Annotated in this window: 25 protein-coding genes; 24 read left to right on the forward strand and 1 reads right to left on the reverse strand. The window is 63.5% G+C overall.

What is annotated here, in order from left to right; all coding sequences use genetic code 11:
* Positions 1-28 precede the first annotated feature (28 nt).
* The 19 genes from mtnB (at position 29) to WJU21_RS00540 (ending at position 16445) form a co-directional block, all read left to right on the forward strand.
* A complete protein-coding gene (mtnB, locus tag WJU21_RS00450; protein WP_346321412.1) occupies positions 29-661 on the forward strand; it encodes a methylthioribulose 1-phosphate dehydratase in 633 nt (210 codons plus the stop codon).
* The gene (locus WJU21_RS00455; protein ID WP_346321413.1) at positions 649-1197 is read left to right on the forward strand and encodes a hypothetical protein; all 549 of its coding nucleotides are present in this window, start codon (positions 649-651) and stop codon (positions 1195-1197) included. Before mtnB ends, WJU21_RS00455 begins: the two co-directional genes overlap by 13 nt.
* Entirely contained in the window at positions 1197-1895 is a 699-nt protein-coding gene (mtnC, locus tag WJU21_RS00460; RefSeq protein WP_346321414.1) for an acireductone synthase, read from the forward strand. Before WJU21_RS00455 ends, mtnC begins: the two co-directional genes overlap by 1 nt.
* A 53-nt stretch (positions 1896-1948) precedes the next feature.
* Positions 1949-2473: a hypothetical protein gene (locus WJU21_RS00465; RefSeq protein ID WP_346321415.1), complete on the forward strand. Its 525-nt coding sequence runs from the start codon at positions 1949-1951 to the stop codon at positions 2471-2473.
* 108 nt (positions 2474-2581) lie between these two features.
* The gene (gene hemA, locus WJU21_RS00470; protein WP_346321416.1) at positions 2582-3793 is read left to right on the forward strand and encodes a 5-aminolevulinate synthase; all 1212 of its coding nucleotides are present in this window, start codon (positions 2582-2584) and stop codon (positions 3791-3793) included.
* Between the two features lie 302 nt (positions 3794-4095).
* The gene (rpiB, locus tag WJU21_RS00475) at positions 4096-4548 is read left to right on the forward strand and encodes a ribose 5-phosphate isomerase B (protein WP_346321417.1); all 453 of its coding nucleotides are present in this window, start codon (positions 4096-4098) and stop codon (positions 4546-4548) included.
* 11 nt (positions 4549-4559) lie between these two features.
* On the forward strand, positions 4560-5864 hold the full coding sequence (gene glyA / locus WJU21_RS00480) for a serine hydroxymethyltransferase (protein WP_346321418.1): 1305 nt from the start codon (positions 4560-4562) through the stop codon (positions 5862-5864).
* Positions 5865-5889: 25 nt separating this feature from the next.
* Positions 5890-6351: a transcriptional regulator NrdR gene (nrdR, locus tag WJU21_RS00485; protein ID WP_346321419.1), complete on the forward strand. Its 462-nt coding sequence runs from the start codon at positions 5890-5892 to the stop codon at positions 6349-6351.
* Complete coding sequence (gene ribD, locus WJU21_RS00490; RefSeq protein ID WP_346321420.1) at positions 6332-7447, forward strand: bifunctional diaminohydroxyphosphoribosylaminopyrimidine deaminase/5-amino-6-(5-phosphoribosylamino)uracil reductase RibD; 1116 nt, start codon at positions 6332-6334, stop codon at positions 7445-7447. Before nrdR ends, ribD begins: the two co-directional genes overlap by 20 nt.
* 7 nt (positions 7448-7454) lie before the next feature.
* Positions 7455-8042 carry a riboflavin synthase gene (locus tag WJU21_RS00495; RefSeq protein WP_346321421.1) on the forward strand — a complete coding sequence of 196 codons (588 nt, stop codon included), beginning with the start codon at positions 7455-7457 and terminating at the stop codon, positions 8040-8042.
* Positions 8043-8045: 3 nt separating this feature from the next.
* Positions 8046-9173 carry a 3,4-dihydroxy-2-butanone-4-phosphate synthase gene (ribB, locus tag WJU21_RS00500; RefSeq protein ID WP_346321422.1) on the forward strand — a complete coding sequence of 376 codons (1128 nt, stop codon included), beginning with the start codon at positions 8046-8048 and terminating at the stop codon, positions 9171-9173.
* Positions 9163-9606 (forward strand): 6,7-dimethyl-8-ribityllumazine synthase, encoded by a 444-nt coding sequence (locus WJU21_RS00505; RefSeq protein WP_346321423.1) that lies wholly within the window; start codon positions 9163-9165, stop codon positions 9604-9606. Before ribB ends, WJU21_RS00505 begins: the two co-directional genes overlap by 11 nt.
* The gene (gene nusB, locus WJU21_RS00510) at positions 9603-10085 is read left to right on the forward strand and encodes a transcription antitermination factor NusB (protein WP_346321424.1); all 483 of its coding nucleotides are present in this window, start codon (positions 9603-9605) and stop codon (positions 10083-10085) included. Before WJU21_RS00505 ends, nusB begins: the two co-directional genes overlap by 4 nt.
* Before the next feature lie 9 nt (positions 10086-10094).
* Positions 10095-11066, forward strand: coding sequence for a thiamine-phosphate kinase (gene thiL, locus WJU21_RS00515; protein ID WP_346321425.1), 972 nt, complete (start codon positions 10095-10097; stop codon positions 11064-11066).
* Between the two features lie 240 nt (positions 11067-11306).
* Positions 11307-11951 (forward strand): hypothetical protein, encoded by a 645-nt coding sequence (locus WJU21_RS00520; protein ID WP_346321426.1) that lies wholly within the window; start codon positions 11307-11309, stop codon positions 11949-11951.
* A gap of 4 nt (positions 11952-11955) precedes the next feature.
* On the forward strand, positions 11956-12678 hold the full coding sequence (locus tag WJU21_RS00525; protein ID WP_346321427.1) for a LuxR family transcriptional regulator: 723 nt from the start codon (positions 11956-11958) through the stop codon (positions 12676-12678).
* A gap of 462 nt (positions 12679-13140) precedes the next feature.
* Complete coding sequence (locus tag WJU21_RS00530; protein WP_346321428.1) at positions 13141-13785, forward strand: acyl-homoserine-lactone synthase; 645 nt, start codon at positions 13141-13143, stop codon at positions 13783-13785.
* 1 nt (position 13786) lies between these two features.
* Positions 13787-13972, forward strand: coding sequence for a hypothetical protein (locus WJU21_RS00535; RefSeq protein ID WP_346321429.1), 186 nt, complete (start codon positions 13787-13789; stop codon positions 13970-13972).
* Positions 13973-14351: 379 nt separating this feature from the next.
* Positions 14352-16445 carry a sodium-translocating pyrophosphatase gene (locus tag WJU21_RS00540; protein ID WP_346321430.1) on the forward strand — a complete coding sequence of 698 codons (2094 nt, stop codon included), beginning with the start codon at positions 14352-14354 and terminating at the stop codon, positions 16443-16445.
* Between the two features lie 240 nt (positions 16446-16685).
* Here the strand turns inward: WJU21_RS00540 and bamE are convergent, their stop codons facing one another.
* Entirely contained in the window at positions 16686-17150 is a 465-nt protein-coding gene (gene bamE, locus WJU21_RS00545; protein WP_346321431.1) for an outer membrane protein assembly factor BamE, read from the reverse strand.
* A gap of 139 nt (positions 17151-17289) precedes the next feature.
* On the opposite strand from bamE, the gene WJU21_RS00550 reads away from it, so the two are divergent.
* The 5 genes from WJU21_RS00550 to WJU21_RS00570 all read left to right on the forward strand — a co-directional run bounded on the left by WJU21_RS00550 (position 17290) and on the right by WJU21_RS00570 (position 20694).
* On the forward strand, positions 17290-17850 hold the full coding sequence (locus WJU21_RS00550) for a ubiquinol-cytochrome C chaperone family protein (protein WP_346321432.1): 561 nt from the start codon (positions 17290-17292) through the stop codon (positions 17848-17850).
* Positions 17847-18386: a DUF177 domain-containing protein gene (locus WJU21_RS00555; protein ID WP_346321433.1), complete on the forward strand. Its 540-nt coding sequence runs from the start codon at positions 17847-17849 to the stop codon at positions 18384-18386. The genes WJU21_RS00550 and WJU21_RS00555 overlap by 4 nt, the downstream gene beginning before the upstream one ends.
* An 80-nt stretch (positions 18387-18466) precedes the next feature.
* Positions 18467-18652, forward strand: coding sequence for a 50S ribosomal protein L32 (gene rpmF / locus WJU21_RS00560; RefSeq protein WP_346321434.1), 186 nt, complete (start codon positions 18467-18469; stop codon positions 18650-18652).
* A gap of 24 nt (positions 18653-18676) precedes the next feature.
* Positions 18677-19729 carry a phosphate acyltransferase PlsX gene (plsX, locus tag WJU21_RS00565; RefSeq protein WP_346321435.1) on the forward strand — a complete coding sequence of 351 codons (1053 nt, stop codon included), beginning with the start codon at positions 18677-18679 and terminating at the stop codon, positions 19727-19729.
* On the forward strand, positions 19726-20694 hold the full coding sequence (locus tag WJU21_RS00570) for a beta-ketoacyl-ACP synthase III (RefSeq protein ID WP_346321436.1): 969 nt from the start codon (positions 19726-19728) through the stop codon (positions 20692-20694). Before plsX ends, WJU21_RS00570 begins: the two co-directional genes overlap by 4 nt.
* The last annotated feature ends 41 nt before the right edge of the window (positions 20695-20735 follow it).

Raw genomic sequence — 20735 nt, forward strand, 5'->3', positions numbered from 1 at the left:
CATCCCGGCGACAGCCGGGATGGCGGTGATGTTGGATGGCATGACGCTCTCCTACGAACAGGCCACCGACAAGCTGCTGGACGCGGGCGCCCGGTTCCATTCGCGCGGCTGGGTGGCGGCGACGGGCGGCAACCTGTCGCACCGGCTCGATGACGGCAGCGTCGCCATCACCATTTCGGGGCGTCACAAGGGCGAACTCGTCGGCGCCGACATCATGCGGGTCGACATGGACGGCGCGTCCCTCGACGGCAAGACACCCTCCGCCGAGACCCCGCTGCACACCGGCCTGTACAAGGTGCGGCCCGATGTGAATGCCATTCTGCACAGCCACCCTCGATCGAGCATTGTCTATGGTCTGGTGAATGGCGGCGCGGCCTCGGTCACCCTGACCGGCTACGAATTTCTCAAGGTGTTTCCGGGTATCCATACGCACGAGGCGGCAGTCACGCTGGCCATTTTTCCCAACAGCCAGGACATGACGGCGCTGCAGCGTGACGTCGGTCGCTGGTATGCGGCCAATCCGGCCTCGCCTGCCGTCTATCTCGTGCGCGGCCACGGCCTGACCGTCGGCGCAGCGACGATTGACGCGGCGCGCTACACCACGGAAGCTGTCGAGGAATTGCTGGCCTACGAACTGGAGCGGTCACGATGGGCACGCTGACGATCTATCACGACGCCGACCCGGCGACGCCGCTGTTTCATTCCGGCGACAACGCCGCGATCGCCGCGGCACTGAGCGAGGTGGGCATCCGCTTCGAACTATGGTCCGGCTTGCGGATGATCTCGCCGGGCGCCGACGACGCGGCCGTGCTTGCGGTCTACCAGCCCGACATCGACCGCCTGGTCGCCGAGGAGGGTTACAGATCCTGGGACGTGGTCCGGGTGCTGCCGGACAACGAGAACCGCACGGCCATGCGAGGCAAGTTCCTCGACGAGCACACCCACGCCGAGGACGAGGTGCGTTTCTTCGCCGAAGGCTCGGGCATGTTCTACCTCCACATCGGCAGCAAGGTTTACATGGTGCTGTGCGAGGCGGGCGACTTCATCAGCGTGCCGGCGGGCACGACCCACTGGTTCGACATGGGGCCGCGGCCCCACTTCACCGCGCTGCGGCTTTTCATGTCGCCGGACGGCTGGGTGGCCAGCTTTACCGGGTCCCGCTACAGCGCCGAATTTCCCAGATACGAAACCGCCTGATGCCGATCCGTGCCGTGCTCACCGATATCGAGGGCACGACCACCTCGGTGTCGTTCGTTTACGACGTGCTGTTTCCCTACGCACGCGACCATATCCCGGCCTTCGTGCGGGCGAACGCGGCCGCGCTCGGCGATCTGCTCGCCGATGTCAGGCGGGAGGAGGGCGATCCGTCGCTCGACATCGACGGGTGCATTGCCGCGCTGCTGCGCTGGATGGACGAGGACCGCAAGGTCACGCCGCTCAAGACGCTGCAGGGCATGGTGTGGAAGCAGGGCTACGAGGATGGCGGCTCCACGGGCCATCTCTATCCGGACGTCGCTCCCACACTGCGCCGCTGGAAAGCGCAGGGACTGTCGCTCCATGTCTATTCCTCGGGATCGGTCGCCGCGCAGAAACTGCTGTTCGGTTATTCGGATGCCGGCGACCTGACGCCGCTGTTTTCAGGCTGGTTCGATACAAGGATCGGCGCCAAGAAGGATGCGGCGTCCTATGCGCGCATTGCCGGGGCCGTGGACGTGTCGCCGCAGGAAATGCTGTTCCTGTCCGACAACCCGGAGGAACTGGCTGCGGCTCGCGCCGCCGGACTGGAGGTTGCGGGACTGGAGCGGCCGGGAAACACCTACGATCTGACCGGATGGCCCAGCTTCGTTTCCTTCGAATTGATCGATCCGCTGGCTGTGGGATTCACCGATCCTTAGACGGCGGGCCTTCCGGTTCTATATCTTGCCGTAAACGTGATCCGAGGCTCTTTGTGCGTTCGCTGATAATCATCTGTTTTGTGGTGCTGATCGTCGCGCCCGCCGCCCGCGCGGATGAGCCGCGCTGTTTCGGGCCGGAGAAGGCTTGGTGCGCGTGGACGCTGCAGCAGGACCGGATCGATGACGGCTGGCGTGTGGTCTATACCGGCCGTACCGGCAAGACCGATGCCATCGTCGAAACCATCATCGATTCACCCGGAAACCGGCCCCGTCTCGGGATCCGCGTCTCGCCGGCACGCGAGGATGACAGCGCCCAGGTTATCATTTCCCTGCGCAGCGACGACGGCCGCCCGGATCAGTGGCGGCAATTCATCGGCCGCAACCGGCAATTCGACGAGGGCGCCTTGCGCCTTGCGCTTGGCCGCCGTGCCCTGGAAGCAGTGCTGCAGGCGCCGGAATCAGCGACATTGTATGTCTTCGTCGAGTTCCAGACCCGCGGACAGGCGCGCAAGGACAGCCACAAGATGTCGCTGACCGGTCTTCCGGAGGCCCTGCGTTACGCGCGCCTTGGGCGATAGGGGTTTCCCCTCCACCTGATTGGTCCTAGATTGATTAGCATCAGGGACTTGGCGGAAACGGCTGCGTACGCTAAGCATCCGTTACGACAGGAAGGCTCAGGAGCCGACATGGACTATGAGGCCAGATTTCGGCAAGCCATCGATTCACTCAGAACCGAAGGCCGCTACCGTGTTTTCATGGATATCGCGCGCGAGCGCGGTAATTTTCCCCGCGCCCGGCATTTCGGCGCCGGCGGCGAACGCGACATCACGGTCTGGTGCTCGAACGACTATCTTGGCATGGGCCAGCATCCGGATGTGATCGCGACCATGGAGAAGGCGCTGCACGAGTGCGGCGCCGGCGCCGGCGGCACCCGCAACATCAGCGGCACCAACCACTACCATGTGCTCCTTGAGAATGAACTGGCCGACCTCCACGGCAAGGAAGCGGCGCTGCTGTTCACATCAGGCTACATCTCGAACGAAGCGACGCTCAGCACCATCGGCCGTATCCTGCCGGGCTGTATCCTGTTTTCGGACGAGTTGAATCATGCGTCGATGATCGAGGGCGTGCGGAATTCGGGCCAGCCCAAGCGGGTATTCCGTCACAACGATGTGGCCCATCTGGAAAGCCTGCTGCAGCAGGCCGATCCGGACGCGCCCAAGGTCATCGCATTCGAGTCCGTCTATTCCATGGACGGTGACATATCGCCCATCCACGCCATTTGCGACCTGGCCGACAAGTACAATGCCATCACCTATCTGGACGAGGTCCATGCTGTCGGCCTTTACGGCCAGCGCGGCGCCGGGGTTGCCGAGCGCGAAGGCGCCATGCACCGGATTACCGTTATCGAGGGCACGCTCGCCAAGGCGTTCGGCGTCATGGGCGGCTACATCGCCGGTTCCTCCGATATAATCGACGTGGTGCGCTCCTATGCGCCTGGGTTCATCTTCACCACCTCGCTCGCGCCGGTTCTGGCGGCGGGCGCATGGGCCAGCATTCGCTATCTGAAGCAGGCCAACGACCTGCGCATCCGTCATCAGGAGCGGGCGGCCCGGCTGAAGCAGCTGTTCCGCGATGCCGGTCTGCCGGTGATGGAGTCCGCCAGCCATATCGTGCCGCTGTGGGTCGGTGAGGCGGCCCTGTGCAAGCAGGTGTCCGACGAACTCATGACCGAATTCGGCATTTACGTGCAGCCGATCAACTACCCGACCGTACCGCGCGGCACCGAACGCCTGCGTTTCACCCCCAGCCCGTTCCACACCGACGAGATGATGGAAGAACTGGTGGCCGCGCTGAACGTGGTATGGGATCGCCGCAAGATCAGCCGCGCCGCCTGAGTTCGTTCCCGGGCGGCCGCTTCCGGCAGGCGGGCGGCAAATCAGCGGGATCGCTTCAGGTCGCAGACGATCCGCAAGCGGGGATGCAGTCTCCTCACTCAATCGCTTGCGATGACTACCCGGTTACCGGGTATTGCCGCTGTCGGCGTCATTGATCCGGGTCCCGGCAAATCCGCATTGTTGGTTTACGCTCACACGACCTAGCGCGTGCTTGGCGTCGGCTTTCGATATATGGTAGGAACTCGCGTTTCCGGGACGGTCTCATTCTGGCTGCTTGCCGGATGTGCAGAATGGCGGCGAACATGGCGGACATATTGTCGAAACGGCTGGTTGCGCTTGGCGCGGACCATGCCGGTTACCAGTTGAAGGACGCGCTGAAAGCGGAACTGGCCGAAGGCGGTTACGAGGTGCTCGACCTGGGAACGTCGGGATCCGGTTCCGTCGACTATCCGGATTTCGGCAAGGCGGTCGCGGAGGCCGTGGCGTCTGGCCGCGCCGATCTGGGGGTGATTGTCTGCGGTACGGGTATCGGCATTTCCATCGCCGCGAACCGCAACCCGGGCGTGCGCGCGGCACTCTGCCATTCGGGGCTCGAGGCAAGATTGGCGCGCGAACACAACGACGCCAACGTGCTGGCGCTGGGCGCCCGCATCATCGGCATCGAGGCTGCCCGGGATGCGCTGCACGCCTTCCTGAATACGGATTTCGCTGGCGGCCGCCATGCAGGCCGGGTCGCCAAGCTATCGACACACTGAGGATATTCGCCATGTCGACTAACACCCTTTCCAAGACCGCCGCGCCGTCGGGATTCTTTACCGCGGGCCTTGCCGAGTCCGATCCTGAACTGCTGAAGTCCATCGTCGGCGAGTTGAAGCGGGAACAGGATCAGATCGAGCTGATCGCCAGCGAGAATATCGTCTCCAAGGCCGTGCTCGAGGCCCAGGGCTCCGTGCTCACCAACAAATATGCCGAGGGTTACCCGGGCAAGCGCTATTACGGCGGCTGCGAATATGTGGACGTGGCCGAACAACTGGCCATCGACCGCGCCAAGCGGCTGTTCAACTGCAACTTCGCCAATGTGCAGCCCCATTCGGGCGCCCAGGCGAATGGAGCGGTGATGATGGCGCTGCTGAAGCCGGGCGACACCATCATGGGGATGTCGCTGGCTGCCGGTGGCCACCTGACCCACGGCGCGCCGCCCGCACAGTCGGGCAAGTGGTTCAATGCCGTGCAATATGGCGTGCGGCAGCAGGATCACTTGATCGATTTCGACGAGATCGAGTCCCTGGCTAAGGAAAACCAGCCAAAGCTGATCATCGCCGGTGGTTCAGCCTATCCCCGCATCATCGACTTTGCCCGCTTCCGCGAGATCGCCGACAGCGTCGGCGCCTATTTCATGGTCGACATGGCCCATTTCGCCGGTCTGGTTGCCGGCGGCGTGCATCCCAGCCCGCTGCCTCACGCCCATATCGTCACGACCACCACGCACAAGACGCTGCGCGGTCCGCGCGGCGGCATGATCCTGTCCATGGACGAGGGGCTGGGCAAGAAGATCAATTCGGCTGTGTTCCCCGGTCTGCAGGGCGGTCCGCTGATGCATGTGATTGCCGCCAAGGCGGTGGCGTTCGGTGAGGATTTGCGCCCGGAGTTCAAGCTCTATGCCCAGCAGGTCGTCACCAACGCCAGGGCGCTTGCCGAAAAACTGCTGTCGCGCGGCTTCGACATCGTCTCGGGCGGCACCGATACCCACCTGATGCTGGTCGACCTGCGCCCCAAGGGCGTGAAGGGCAACGCGGCCGAGCAGGCGCTTGAGCGCGCCAATATCACCTGCAACAAGAACGGCATACCGTTCGACCCGGAAAAGCCGACCATCACCTCGGGCATCCGGCTGGGCACGCCCGCGGGCACGACCCGTGGCTTCGGTGTCGGCGAATTCCAGAAAATCGGCGACCTGATCAGCGATGTGCTCGAGGGCCTGGCCGCCAATCCGGACGATAACAGCGCGGCCGAGGCAGCCGCGCGGATTCAGGTGGCCGAATTGTGCAAGGCCTATCCAATTTACAGTTCCTGAACGGCCTGTTCAGGGAGGGGGACCCATGCGCTGCCCGTTCTGCGGAAATGACGAGACACAGGTAAAGGATTCCCGCCCCAGCGAGGACGGATCGGCCATCCGCAGGCGGCGTCATTGCCCGGCCTGCGGCGCGCGATTTACCACTTTCGAGCGGGTCCAGTTGCGTGAACTGACCGTGGTCAAGAAAACCGGCCGGCGGGTGCCGTTCGATCGCGACAAACTGGCGCGTTCCATCAACATTGCGCTGCGCAAGCGTCCTGTCGAACCAGACCGGGTGGAGCGGCTGATCAACGGCATCGTCCGCCGTCTGGAAAGCATGGGCGAAAGCGATGTTTCATCCGACCTGGTGGGCGAGTTGGTGATGGAGGGCCTCGCAGGCCTTGACCCCGTGGCCTATGTCCGCTTCGCCTCGGTCTACAAGAACTTCCGGGAAGCCAAGGATTTCGGCGAGTTCATCGGTTCCCTGGATGGTGAAGCCGACGACTGACATCGATCACTGGCATATGGGTGCCGCGCTTGGCCTCGCATCGCGGGGACTGGGGCGCGTCGCGCCCAATCCCGCCGTCGGCTGTGTCATCGTCAATGGCGACCGCGTGGTAGGCCGGGGCTTTACCCAGCCGGGGGGACGGCCGCATGCGGAAACCGAGGCGCTGCGCCACGCCGGCGATCTGGCGCGCGGCGCGACCGCCTATGTCAGTCTTGAACCCTGCTCCCATCATGGCGCGACGCCGCCCTGTGCCGACGCCCTGATCGCCGCCGGTGTGGCGCGCGTCGTCGTGGCGATGACCGATCCTGATCCACGCGTATCCGGCGCGGGCGTGGCCCGTCTGCGCGGCGCCGGCATCGAGGTCACGGAGGGTGTCCGCGAGGCCGAAGCGCGGTCCGTCAACGAGGGTTTCTGCCTGCGCGTTGCCGGTGGGCGTCCGCTGGTGACGCTGAAACTGGCCACATCGCTCGACGGCATGATCGGCGCCCTTGGCGGCGACAGCCGGTGGATTACCGGCGAGGAGGCGCGCCGCGCCGGCCATCTCCTGCGCGCCAGGCACGACGCGTTGCTGACCGGGGTTGGCACGGTCCTGGCTGACGACCCGATGATGGATTGCCGCATCGATGGCCTGGATCATCTGAGTCCCATCCGGATTGTCGCCGACACATCCCTGCGTACGCCGCCTGATAGCCAACTGGTCATGACGGCGCGTCAGGTCCCGCTGTGGATCGTCACCAGCGAGCATGCCGCCTCGACATTGGGGCCGCGCTTCCGGGACATGGGTGTCGAGGTGGTGGCCGCGCCGGTCGCCGACGGCAGACTCGACATGCGCGCCGTGCTCGGTGCGCTGGCGAGGCGAGGCATCACGCGGGTTCTGGCGGAGTCGGGCAGGGCGCTGGCGGGCAGTCTGTTGCGCGCCGACCTTGTAGACCGCGTCGCCTGGTTTCGCGCGGCGGCAATGATCGGCGGCGACGGCATCACGGCGGTCCGGTCCCTGGGCGTGGTCAAGGTTGCGGCCATGCCGCGCTTCAAGCCTGACGGCCATGTGAGGTTGGGCCAAGATGTGCTGGAAACCTACCGCCGCAGCACCTATTAATGGCGCCATGTTCACCGGCATCATCACTGACATCGGACGGGTTCGAAGCATCAAGCCGCGCGGCGATACGCGGTTCGAGATCGAAACCGCCTACAATACCGCCACTATCGAGATTGGCGCGTCCATCGCCTGTTCAGGCGCATGCCTCACGGTGGTCGACAAGGGCGAGGGATGGTTTGCCGTCGACGTCTCGGCCGAAACCATCGCCAAGACCAATCTCGGGTCATGGCGGGAAGGTATGCCGATCAACCTGGAGCGCTCGCTCCGGCTGGGCGACGAACTGGGCGGGCACATCGTTCTGGGACATGTGGACGGCGTCGGCGTCGTGGCCAGTGTGGAGCCGGAGGGAGATTCCCTGCGCTACCGCTTCGATGTACCGCCCGATCTGGCGCCGTTCGTGGCGCGAAAGGGATCGATCACCGTCAACGGTGTATCCTTGACCGTTAATGAGGTCGAAGGCAGCTGCTTCGGCGTCAACATCATTCCGCATACACAGCAGATGACCACGTTCGGGAAAATGACAGCCGGCGACCGCATTAATCTGGAAGTCGACGTGCTCGCGCGCTATGTCGCACGGCTGAACGAACGGGAGTAGAACATGGACCGCCACCCAGGCCTGTCGAGCATCGAAGAGGTGATCGATGATGCGCGCAACGGACGGATGTTCATTCTCGTCGATGACGAGGACCGGGAAAACGAAGGCGATCTGGTAATCCCGGCGCAGATGGCGACGCCGGATGCCGTGAACTTCATGGCGACGCATGGCCGGGGCCTGATCTGCCTGTCGCTGACTCGCGAGAGAATCGAATCGCTCGGCTTGCCGATGATGGCGACCGAAAACCTGTCGCGGCACCAGACGGCCTTCACGGTGTCCATCGAGGCGCGCCAGGGCGTGACAACCGGTATCTCGGCACGGGACCGGGCACGGACCATTTCTGTCGCCATCGATCCGACCAAGGGCTCAGCCGATATTGCCGTTCCCGGCCACGTCTTTCCGCTCATGGCGCGTGATGGCGGCGTGCTGGTGCGTGCGGGACATACGGAAGCGGCTGTCGACGTTGCCCGGCTCGCCGGGCTGATCCCGGCCGGCGTGATCTGCGAAGTGATGAATGACGACGGCAGCATGGCGCGGCTGCCGGATCTCATCACCTTTGCCCAGCGGCACAATCTCAAGGTCGGTACCATCGCCGACCTGATCGCCTATCGCCGCAAGCACGACAGCCTGGTGGAGTGCATCTCCGAGACCAGCGTCGACAGCGTTTATGGCGGCGAATGGCAGATGAAGGTCTATGCCAACACCGCCGAGTACGCCGAGCATGTGGTGCTGATCAAGGGCGATATCCGCGGCGACGAGCCGGTGATGGTGCGCATGCATCTGCTGGACACGTTCGCCGACATCGTCGGCGACGTCACCGCCCGCCCGGGCCAACTCCACAACGCCATGAAGAAGATTGGCGAGATCGGCCGCGGCGTGGTGGTGATCCTGACCCGCATCCAGCCCAACGTGCTGTCGCGGGCCGTGGCCGCGCGTTCCGTGCAATCCGGCGGCACTCCGTCGCCGCGGCTGCTGGATTATGGCATCGGCGCCCAGATCCTGCTCGATGTGGGCGTGAAGGACATGGTCCTGCTGTCGAACACCCATCACACCATCGTGGGCATCGAGGGCTATGGCCTGACGGTGGTCGATCAGGTGCCGCTCGAGGTCGAGACCGCCGATGTCCATTAGACCTCACCTGCTGGTTGTCCGCGCGCCGTTCTACCAGGACATCATCGCCGAACTGACCCGGGGCGCCACCTTGGCCCTCGATGCGGCAGGGGCCACCTATGACGTCATTGATGTGCCGGGCGCGTTCGAAATCCCGGGCGCCATCGCGATGGCCGAGGCCTCGCTGGTGAAGTCCTACGACGGCTATGTGGCGCTTGGCTGCGTCATTCGCGGCGAAACGACCCATTACGATTATGTCTGCGGCGAAAGCGCACGCGGTTTGCAGGAACTGACGTTCCGCGACCGGCTCGCCATCGGCTTTGGCGTGCTGACATGCGAGAACGACGAGCAGGCCTGGGCGCGCGCCTCGGTGGACCGCAAGAACAAGGGTGCCGAAGTGGCGCATGCGGCGTTGCGGATGATCGAACTCAGGCGGGAGTTCGGCCCGGCATGATGGTTGAAGGCACCGCACCGAAAGACAAGGGAGGCTCGCGCAGCGCGTCGAGGCTTGCTGCCGTACAGGCGCTGTACCAGCTAGCATCGACCGACGAGGCAATCCCGGCGTTGGTCATTTCCGAGTTCCGCGCGTGGCGGCTCGGCAAGGAGATGGATGGCGAAATGTACGACGAGGCCGATGAGCCGCTGTTCGTCGACATCGTCAACGGCGCCTGGGAGCGCCGTGCCGTCATCGATGGCCATATCGGAGCAGCGCTGACCGGCAGCCGCACCATGGACCGGCTCGAGCGTCTGGTGCTGGCCGTGCTTCGCGCCGGCGTCTATGAAATGATCGCAAGGCCGGACGTGCCCACCGCGGTGGTGATCAACGAATATATGGATGTGGCCCACGCCTTCTTCACCGGCAAGGAGCCGGGGTTCGTCAACGGCGTTCTGGACAACGTCTCCAGGCAGGTCCGTTCCGGCCCGGTCACCTGAGTATCCGCCATGCCGGCTGAAACGCGGCTGGGTGAATTCGAACTCATCGCGGCATTGTTTGCCCCGCTTGCCGCACCGGGGGCCTTCGGCCTGACCGACGACGCCGCCGTGCTCTCGCCGCCCGGCGGCGGCGATGTGGTGATGACCAAGGACATGATGGTTGCCGGTGTGCACTTCCTCGAGGAAGATCCGCCGGACCTGATCGCGCGCAAGTTGCTGCGAGTCAATCTTTCCGACCTTGCCGCCATGGGCGCCCGGCCGTTCGGATACGCGCTGGGCCTGAGCCTGCCGCCGGGTATCGACGATGCATGGCTGCGGGAATTCGCCGCCGGACTGGCCGCGGACCAGCGCGAGTTCGATGTGTTGCTTCTCGGCGGGGATACCACCTCGACGCCCGGGCCGCTCACCCTGTCGCTGACAGCGTTCGGGGCCGCGGCGACGGGCAGGGTGCTGCGCCGCACCGGCGCCTCCTTGGGCGACGCGGTATTTGTCTCCGGGACCATCGGCGACGCGGCCCTCGGCCTTCTGGCGCTGCGCGGCGAGGTGGACGACCCGGGCAATTATCTGGCAGGGCGATACAGGCTGCCCCAGCCGCGGATCGCCCTGGGCGCCGCGCTCACGGACACCGCGTCGGCCGGGTTGGATGTCTCCGACGGGCTGGTCGCCGACCTGGGCCATCTGTGCCGGGCCTCGGGTGTCGGCGCGGAGATCGACGTCGAACGCATTCCCCTTTCGGACGCGGCCCGCGCGATCATCGATGCCGATCCCGAAAAAATCGACCTCATCCTCGGTGGCGGCGACGATTACGAGCTGGTGTTTACCGTGCCGCCGAAGCGGATCGGGCATATCGAGCGTGAGGCATCCTCGCTGGGCGTGCCCGTGACCCGCATCGGCCGGATCGTCGCGGGCGAGGGTGTGCACGTGCTCGACACTTCGGGGCGCGAAATCATGCCGCGATTATCAGGATACCGGCACCGCTGACAGATATTTCAAATTGTTTCCAGCGATTCGACGCATTTGCGCGGCAAACCGCAGATTCAGCCGCCGGTGAAACAATCGCGGGTGTTTTTTTGCGAGTCATTCTCGATAATCATCCAGAATCAGGCCGGAAAGTGTCAAAATCGTGGGAAACTCCCGTTGTCCGGCCGTCAGATTCGTTGTGCAATCGCAAAAATCGGCTTAGTATCCCGCTGACATGGGACTGGGTTTTAAAGATCAGTAATGACCGAGTACGAGCAAGTGGGCGAACTGGAAGGAATCAAGCGTAAGTTTGGCGCGTTCGTGAGAACGCGGGGCTTTGCGCATTTTGGTTTCCACCTCTACACCGTCTGGAACGATGGTGAGTGTCCGGATATCACGCTTACCAGCCTCTCGATCGTCGATCAGCCGGGCTACCTTGCCCGCATGGCGACGGTTCTGGCGCCATTGTCCATTGGCGAGTCAATGGGACGCGGCGCGTTCTGGTGGTCTGATCCCGCCGGCAGCCAGTCGCCTGTTCTGGTTCTTCCCTATCGCGGCGGTGACGACGAGAAGGCACTGCTGACGCTGATGCCCCATGCCCTGGGCGAGGTCGCCACCGGAGATCTGCTCGATCGGGGACGCGAATTCTACGATATCGCCTCGCAGGCGTTGAAGGCCCACGGGTTCATCCCGCCTGTGCCGCAATTGTCCGAAGAAGAAAAGTGCTGCCTCAGGCTGCAGGCCGAAGGCGCTGTGACGCCGGCGCGGCTGAAGGCATACGGCATGCTGCCGGATGATTTCCGGCGCCACATGCGTACCGCGACCAAGAGCATGCGCGCGCAGAACGAAGTTCACGCGGTGGTTATCGCGCTTCGCCTGCACTTGATTTCTCCTGAGATCGGATAGGCCCATGGAGATCCTGGAGTACATCGAACGTTCAAACGCAGCCCAGTCACGGGACGAAGCCCTGGTGCTTTTCCGGCAGGCAGTCGGCCAGTATGGCTTCGACCGGGTGATGTATCACAGCACCCGCGCCGTCGGCGAAGGCGAGGACGACGGGTCGTCGGTTGTCCTGACCAATTACCCGAATGACTGGCTCGGCCAGTACGCGACCAATCGCTGGGACAAGTACGATCCGGTCGTCCGCTATGGCATCGTGGCGCCGCGCCCCTTCTGCTGGGATGCACTGCCCACGCACATGCATCTGACCAAGCAACAGCGCGTCCTGATGGGAGGCGCCGTGGATGCCGGCCTGAATGATGGCGTTGGCATTCCCCTGCACGGTCCTCGCGGCGAAAGTTCGGGCGTTGGCCTGGCCAGCACGTCGGGCCGGACCGATGCGCCGCATCACCTGGGCGTTCTGAATGCCCTCGTTCACCAGTTTCACCTGAATTACTGGTCGTTCGAAGAGCCGGGCAGCCGCGACCAGATCGCGGTATCGCTGACGGCGCGCGAGCGTGAAGTTCTTCATTGGTGCGCCCAGGGCAAGAGCAACTGGACCATCGGCGAGATCATCGGCATTTCCGAGCATGGCGTTGAATTCCATGTCCGTAACATGCTGAAGAAACTGGACGTCGACAGCCGTATCACCGCGGTGGTCAAGGCGCTGCATCTGGGCCTGATCCTGCCGTAACAGCGCGACAAGTCATTTGGTTGAATAAAGGCCGCGACGGTATCCGTCGCGGCCTTTTTCGTCGTGCCGGGTCGTCGTGCCGGGTCGTCGTGCCGGGTCGTCGTGCCGGGTCGTCGTGCCGGGTCGTCGTGCCGGGTCGTCGTGCCGGGTCGTCGTGCCGGGTCGAGGGACCGGGTCGAGGGGCCAGGGCAGGGGCAGGGGCTCGTCCGATCCCGCCTTAATCGATCACATTGCCGCTGCAGCTCCGCCGCTGTTTTTTCTAATTCAAGTTTTATGCATGTAAGGGTTCTGGGCCTCCAAATGGCTTCTGGAGGGCCAAATACGCTGCGCCCGAGACAATTCTCCGTTTAATATCAAGGCGTAAGAAGTTTTCTGCAAAACCCTACGGAGTACCGTAGGTGTGGAGCGCGCGCCGGCGGGGTACCGTCATCAGGCTTCAACCCGCAACCTGATGATAGAGCCATGATCGATTGTATTACCTGCGAAACAGCCCACCTCTTCGGCGACGCCATCGCGTCGCAGCATCGTCTTCGCTATAAGGTCTTCATTCAGCAGCAGGGCTACGATGTCCCGAGCTATCGGGGCATGGAGTTCGACCAGTTCGACACGCCGGCTGCCACTTACCTGACTTATCGGGATAAGCAGGGCGTCGTTCGCGCTGTGACGCGCGTCAGCCCGACCAGCATGCCGTACATGCTCGAGGAAGTTTTCTCCGACATGGTCACCTTCGCGCCGCTCGTGAAGTCGGACCGGATCTGGGAGGGTACTCGCCTCGCCGTCGATCCAGACCTGCCTGACGCCGAACGGGCGCGCGTGGTCGGTGAGATGATGTGCGGCTACCTGGAATTCGGTATCCGCGAAGGCATCGATGAATTCTACATTCTGATGCCCGTCGCGCTGCAGACCATTCTCATGGAGCGCACCGGCTGGCCGGTGACGGTTCTGGGCGAGACCCGGATGATTGGCGGCGAAGCCGTCCGCGCCGTGGCCCCCAAGGTGTCGCCGGAAATTCTTGCCCGCGTCCGCGGCAAGCTCGGCATTACGTATTCAGTCCTTCAGACCGCCGACGACCTCGCGGCCGTCGAAACTCAGGAAAAGGTAGCTTAACATGACCCCCGAAACGCGTATCAGTGGTTTGGTTGCCGAGACCTCTCAGGAGAATGCCCAGTCGCTTCTTCCGGGTCTGCAGTACCTGGCGCGCGAAGCCCGTTGGGCCGAGCTGAACGAGGTCGCACAGATCCTCGACGACGCCATCAATGACATATCGAAGTGGATTCGCGGCAGCGCGAATTAAAGAGCACGCCGCCACCGCCTCCTGGAGAGGCGGAAGCGCAGGAAGTTTTGCCGGGTAAACTTGGGCCGGCATAAGCGCCGGGTTCTCGAAGCGGGTATTTTCCCCGATCGAGACCCGGCGTTTGCTTTTTCGGGTCTTTCTCACAAAGCCACATTCACCCCTGTTCGGCCGGGTTTCCCTGACGGCCGGACGGGCGGGACTGCGGCGCCAATTGGCCGGGACCGGACCGTTTCGACGCGGGCCCGGCGCTTGCGTTTGAAGGGTGGATACGTCACAGTTTCGACCGAACCTAGAACCCGTAAATCGGGCGAACCACCGGGTCCGCGGACAATGTTTCCGCTGTAATGAGGCCCCAACGAATAGATGAGGGAAGTCTCTGATGTCACTTGAACTTTGGCTGGTCATAGGCTGCGGTCTGTTGGCCGTTGTCTATGGCCTAGTAACCGGCCGCGCCATTCTTGCAGCAAGCGCCGGCAATGCACGGATGCAGGAAATCGCAGCCGCCGTCCAGGAGGGGGCAAAGGCCTATCTGAACCGACAATACACCACGATCGGTGTCGTCGGCGTTATCATCGCGATCGGTCTGTTCTTCGCCCTTGGCAAATTCGCCGCGCTGGGCTTCGTGATCGGCGCGGTACTGTCCGGCGCCGCCGGCTATGTCGGCATGATCGTCTCGGTCCGCGCCAATGTGCGTACCGCCGAGGCATCGCGTATCGGCCTTGGCGCCGGGCTTAGCCTGGCGTTCCGCGCCGGCGCCGTTACCGGCATGCTCGTCGCCGGTCTGGCGCTGCTGGGCGTTGCCGGCTATTACGCGTTCCTTCTCAGCTTCGACTTCCCCGAAGGCGATCGCAGCCTGATCGACGGGCTCGTTTCCCTGGGTTTCGGCGCGTCGCTGATTTCCATCTTCGCCCGTCTCGGCGGCGGTATTTTCACCAAGGGCGCCGACGTTGGCGCCGATCTGGTGGGTAAGGTCGAAGCCGGCATTCCCGAGGATGACCCGCGCAATCCTGCAACGATCGCCGACAATGTGGGCGACAATGTGGGTGACTGCGCCGGCATGGCAGCCGATTTGTTCGAGACCTATGCGGTGACCATTGTTGCCACCATGGTGCTGGCGAGCATCTATTTCGTCGGCGAAGTGCAGACCAGCCTGATGCTGTATCCGCTGGCCATCGGCGGCGTCTGCATCGTCACCTCCATCATCGGCACGTTCTTTGTCCGTCTGGGCAGCTCCAACAACATCATGGGGGCACTGTACAAGGGCTTCATCGCCACGGCGGTGCTGTCGCTGATCGCACTCTACCCGCTGACCGAGTACATTCTTGGCGGCATGGATGCGGCTTTCGAGGTCAACGGCAACGCGTTCACCGCCATGTCGCTGTTCTATTGCGGTGTCACTGGCCTGGTGATCACCGGCCTGCTGATCTGGATTACCGAATATTACACCGGCACCAACTTCCGCCCGGTGAAGAGCATTGCTCAGGCATCGACGACGGGCCACGGCACCAATGTGATCCAGGGTCTTGCCGTCTCCATGGAAGCGACCGCGCCGATGGCGCTGGTTATCTGCGCCGGCATCATCATCACCTACAGCTTTGCCGGCCTGTTCGGCATCGCCATCGCCGTCAGCACCATGCTGGCACTTGCCGGCATGGTCGTTGCCCTCGACGCCTATGGCCCGGTGACCGATAACGCCGGCGGCATTGCCGAGATGGCCGACATGGAGCCGGAAGTACGCAAGGTCACCGACGCGCTGGACGCCGTCGGCAACACCACCAAGGCGGTCACCAAGGGCTATGCGATCGGTTCGGCCGGTCTTGGCGCGCTGGTGCTGTTTGCCGCTTATACCGAGGATCTGGCTCACTTCTTCAACGACGTGACCGTGAACTTCAGCCTGTCCAACCCCTATGTGGTGGTCGGTCTGCTGCTCGGCGGCCTGTTGCCCTATCTGTTCGGCGCCATGGGCATGATGGCGGTCGGCCGCGCGGCCGGCGCCATCGTCGAGGAAGTCCGGACCCAGTTCCGTGAAAACCCCGGCATCATGGCGGGCACGTCCAAGCCCAATTATGCCCGTTCGGTCGATCTTCTGACCAAGGCGGCGATCCGGGAGATGATCATCCCGTCGCTGCTGCCGGTGTTGTCGCCGATCGCGGTGTATTTCCTCTTCAATGCCATTGCCGGACAGGCGGATGCCTTCGCGGCGCTGGGCGCCATGCTGCTTGGTGTCATCGTCACCGGCGTGTTCGTCGCCATTTCCATGACCGCCGGCGGCGGCGCGTGGGACAATGCGAAGAAGTACATCGAGGACGGTCATCATGGCGGCAAGGGCTCGGAAGCCCACAAAGCCGCGGTGACGGGCGATACGGTCGGCGATCCCTACAAGGATACCGCCGGCCCGGCCGTCAACCCGATGATCAAGATCACCAACATCGTGGCTCTGCTGCTGCTCGCCATCCTGGCGCGCAACGCATAGGGCAGGCGCATTACAGGAAAGGGCCCGGTGGGAAACCGCCGGGCCCTTTTTCCTTGCCTGCGTGCCGGAATACATTCCGGGACGATTTACTGGTGGTGCAAGGACTGGCGCAGCGGCAGGATTTCAAGGCCCCATCATGCGGGGCCATGCTGACCGAACGCCAAGCGACCCGTGCCAAGGGCAGGGATATCCCACGCTCAAGGCACGCTCCGGGAGCGAACGCGCCCAGCTGCGGAACGCCTAGTTACCAGGCGATGCCGGGCCGGGACCGCTGAAGCGACCGATATTGCTGAAGATTTGCTCGAAGAAGCCCAGCTCCTTGCCGCGGGTCGGCGTCTTGTCGCCGACCGGGCTCACCTCGCGGGCTGCTTCCATGCCGGCGCGGGAGATTTCCTTGACGTTGCCAGACTGGTCGAACGAGACCTGCAGAACCTGGTTGTCCACCACGTCGGGGCGGAAGAATGCCCAGCTCTCCTGCGTTCTGGTCACATAATACCAGTTCTCGTCATCGAAGGTTCCAGGCACGGTAGGCGTACCCAGCGCCGCCAGTACGGAGGCGCGGTTGTCGACGCCCGGACGGATCTCGGTGATCACGTCCTCGTCCATCAGATAACCGCGCGTATCAACGGTCTTGGCGCAGCCTGACAGCATGGCCGTACAGGCCACCGTCAGACCCAGTGCAACGAGAAGCGTCTGTCTGTTCACCAACTCACTCTTTAATCGAGATGCCGGCGCCGGTTGACGGCGCCCGGCCAAGGGCCTATTCGCTGGGCTAGAAAATGGCATCGCACCCCGGCACTGTCAACGTCCGCGCCGGTTGGGCGATCGCCTCGTGGATTAGGCTATGCTGCAGTTCCTGAAGAATATCCGCCGGGCATTCATGCCCTCGCCCGATCAGCTCCGGGCGAACGCGCTCTACAATACCGCCGTGAATCAATCGCGGCGCACTGGCTTCTACACCACATGCGGCGTTCCGGACACGATCGATGGCCGTTTCGACATGATCGTTGTCCATGCCTTTCTGATCATGCGGCGGCTGCGCGACGGCGGTCCAGATGGCGAGGCGCTGTCTCAGGTGCTGTTCGATGAAATGTTCGCGGACATGGACCGCTCGCTGCGCGAGATGGGTGTCGGCGACATGGGCATTGGCCGCAGGGTCCGCGCCATGGGCAAGGCGTTCATGGGCCGGGTCAAGGCCTATGAGGAGGCCCTGGAAGAGGGTGGTGCTGCGCTCGAGGAGGCGCTGACACGAAATGTCTACCGCGATGCGGCGCCCGCGCCCGCCGCGCTGGACCATCTGGCGGCCTATATGCGCCGGGAAAACACTGCATTGAGGTCGTTCCCGATTGCCGCCCTGATGGCGGGCGAGGTGAATTTCGGGCCGGCCCCGGGAGACTCGCCATGACCGAGAGCAATCGTCCTGAATTGCACCGTCCATTCGACATAGTCAGCCTTCCCGATGGCGGACGTCATATCGAAATCAGCCCGAGCGATGCGGAGCGTGACGCGATCGCCCGCCGTCTCGACTTGCTCGCGGTTGCGGATTTCGCTGTGCGCGGCCGTCTCGATCCGCTGCGCCGCGGGCGCTCGGCGATATTCAACGGGCGGATGACCGCGGCACTTACCCAGAGATGCATTATCACGGGTGACCCGGTCGACGCGGCGATCGACGAGGAAATCCATGTGCGGTTGCTGACCGAGGACGAATCCGACAAGCGGACCGAGGTCGAAATCGACGCCGACGAGGACGATCTGGAGATTGCCGAGGAGGGAATCGTCGACCTGGGTGAAATCTGCGTGCAATATCTGGCTATTGCGCTTGATCCCTATCCCCGTGCGCCGGGGGCCCAGGCGCCCGCTTTGCCCGAAGAAGTCGATTCCGCAGACGTCGTGAAGCCGAATCCTTTCGCCGTGTTGAAGAAACTGAAAGACAAAACTTGAAGCGCGTAGAATTCTGAGTATGTTCTGGCGCCTAAACGTTGCCCCGGTGGTCGGGGCGCTAAGTAGCAAGAGTTCGACAGATGGCGGTACCGAAAAGAAAAACCACGCCCTCGAAACGGAATATGCGCCGTTCGCATCATGCGCTCGTGCGCACTCAGTCCGTTGAGTGCCCGAATTGCGGCGAGGTCAAGCTGCCGCATCATGTCTGCGGGGCATGCGGCCAGTATGACGGCCGCGAGGTTACCGAGGCGACCGAGACCTTCTAAGCAACGGGTGCGGGGGATGTCACATTGGCTGGCGCCCTGACGATCGCCCTTGACGCCATGGGCGGAGACCAAGCCCCGGGCGTCATTCTGGACGGCACTGAACTGGCGCGGGAACGGCATCCGGACCTGCGCTATGTTCTGTTCGGCGATGGCCCGCAGCTTGAGGCGGGCCTTGCCCAAAGGGCCCGTCTGAAGGATTGCTGCTCCATCGTCCATTCCGAATCCGTTGTGGATGGCGCCATGAAGCCCAGTCAGGCCCTGCGCAAGGGCCGGACGTCGAGCATGGGGCTTGCCATTCAGGCGGTCAGCGACGGAACCGCCAACGTAGCGCTGTCGGCCGGCAACACCGGCGCGCTGATGGCGCTCTCGAAGTTTATCCTGCGGACAATGCCCGGCATCGACCGGCCGGCATTGGTTACCTTGCTTCCCACGCGGCGCGGCGAAAGCGCCATGCTCGATCTCGGCGCCAATGTCGAGTGCTCGTCCGAGAATTTGGTGCAGTTCGCCGTCATGGGCGCCGCCTATGCGCGCGTTGTGCTGGGGCTCAGCCGTCCCAAGGTGGCGCTGCTCAACATCGGCACCGAAGATCTCAAGGGCAACGAGGAGGTCAAGCAGGCCGCCGAGGAATTGCGCGCGGCCGACCTGATGTTCGAGTTCGTCGGCTTCGCCGAGGGCAACGATCTGGGGCAGGGCAGCGCCGATGTCTATGTTACGGATGGATTTACCGGTAATGTGGCACTGAAGACTATCGAAGGGACGTCCATGCTGATCGCCGATCTGTTCCGGCGGGCGTTCCGGAATTCGCCCATGTCTATGCTGGGCTATCTCATGGCCCGCGGCGCTCTCCGCACGCTGCGCGCCCATCTCGATCCCAATACGCATAACGGGGGCATGTTAGTGGGGCTGAACGGACTGGTGGTCAAAAGTCATGGCGGCGCCAATGCCGCCGGCATTGCGAGCGCGATTGCCGTGGCCAGGGATCTGGCGCAGGGCGACCTGAACGGCAAGATCGCCGGGGATATGGCTCACTATGGCAGCCAGCGTCCCGCGGCGCCCGCACAGGTGGTGGCACCGTGAGCGGCACCAGAAGCGTGATCGCCGGTGTCGGGTCCTACCTTCCCGAGCGCATCGTCACCAATGCTCAGATGTCCGAATTCGTCGACACCAGCGATGACTGGATTGTCGAGCGCACCGGTATACGTCAGCGGCATATCGCCGCCGATGGCGAATATACGTCGGACCTTGCCATGGCGGCGGGCAGGCGTGCCATCGCGGACGCGGGTCTCGGCGTCGACGACATCGATCTGGTGATCGTCGCCACCGCCACACCCGACGAAACCTTCCCTGCGACCGCCGTCAAAGTGCAGGCCGGCCTGGGCATAACTCGCGGCGCGGCCTTCGACATCCAGGCGGTGTGCTCCGGCTTCGTTTACGGCTTGTCCATTGCCGACAATCTGATCCGCGGCGGCATGGCCAAGAACCTGCTGCTGATCGGCGCCGAGACCTTCTCGCGCATTCTCGACTGGGAAGACCGCACGACCTGCGTGCTGTTCGGCGACGGCGCCGGGGCGGTGGTGGTGAGCGGCGAGACGGGCGCGGGCGACCGCGGCATCATCGCCAGCAAGCTGCGCAGTGACGGCACCAAGCACGATCTTCTCTATGTCGATGGCGGCCCGTCCACGACCCAGACGACGGGCAAGGTGAGAATGCGTGGAAAAGATGTATTCAAACATGCTGTCAATAACTTGGCAGACATTGTTGAAGAGGTTTTCGAGGGAACTGATTTATCTCCTTCGGATATCGACTGGATCGTGCCTCATCAGGCCAATCGCCGCATTCTGGATGCCACGGCCAGGAAGCTGGGCGTCTCGACGGACAAGGTGGTGATGACGGTACAGGACCAGGGCAATACCTCGGCCGCATCTGTTCCTCTGGCGCTCGATACTGCGGTCCGCGACGGCCGGATCAAACGCGGCGATCTGCTGTTGCTCGAGGCCATGGGGGGCGGATTCACCTGGGGGGCCAGTCTGGTTCGCTGGTAGCCTGCTGCTTGCGGTTCGGTGACAATTAATCCGGCTTGTTA

Source organism: Emcibacter sp. SYSU 3D8 (assembly GCF_039655875.1).
Taxonomy (GTDB): domain Bacteria; phylum Pseudomonadota; class Alphaproteobacteria; order SMXS01; family SMXS01; genus RI-34.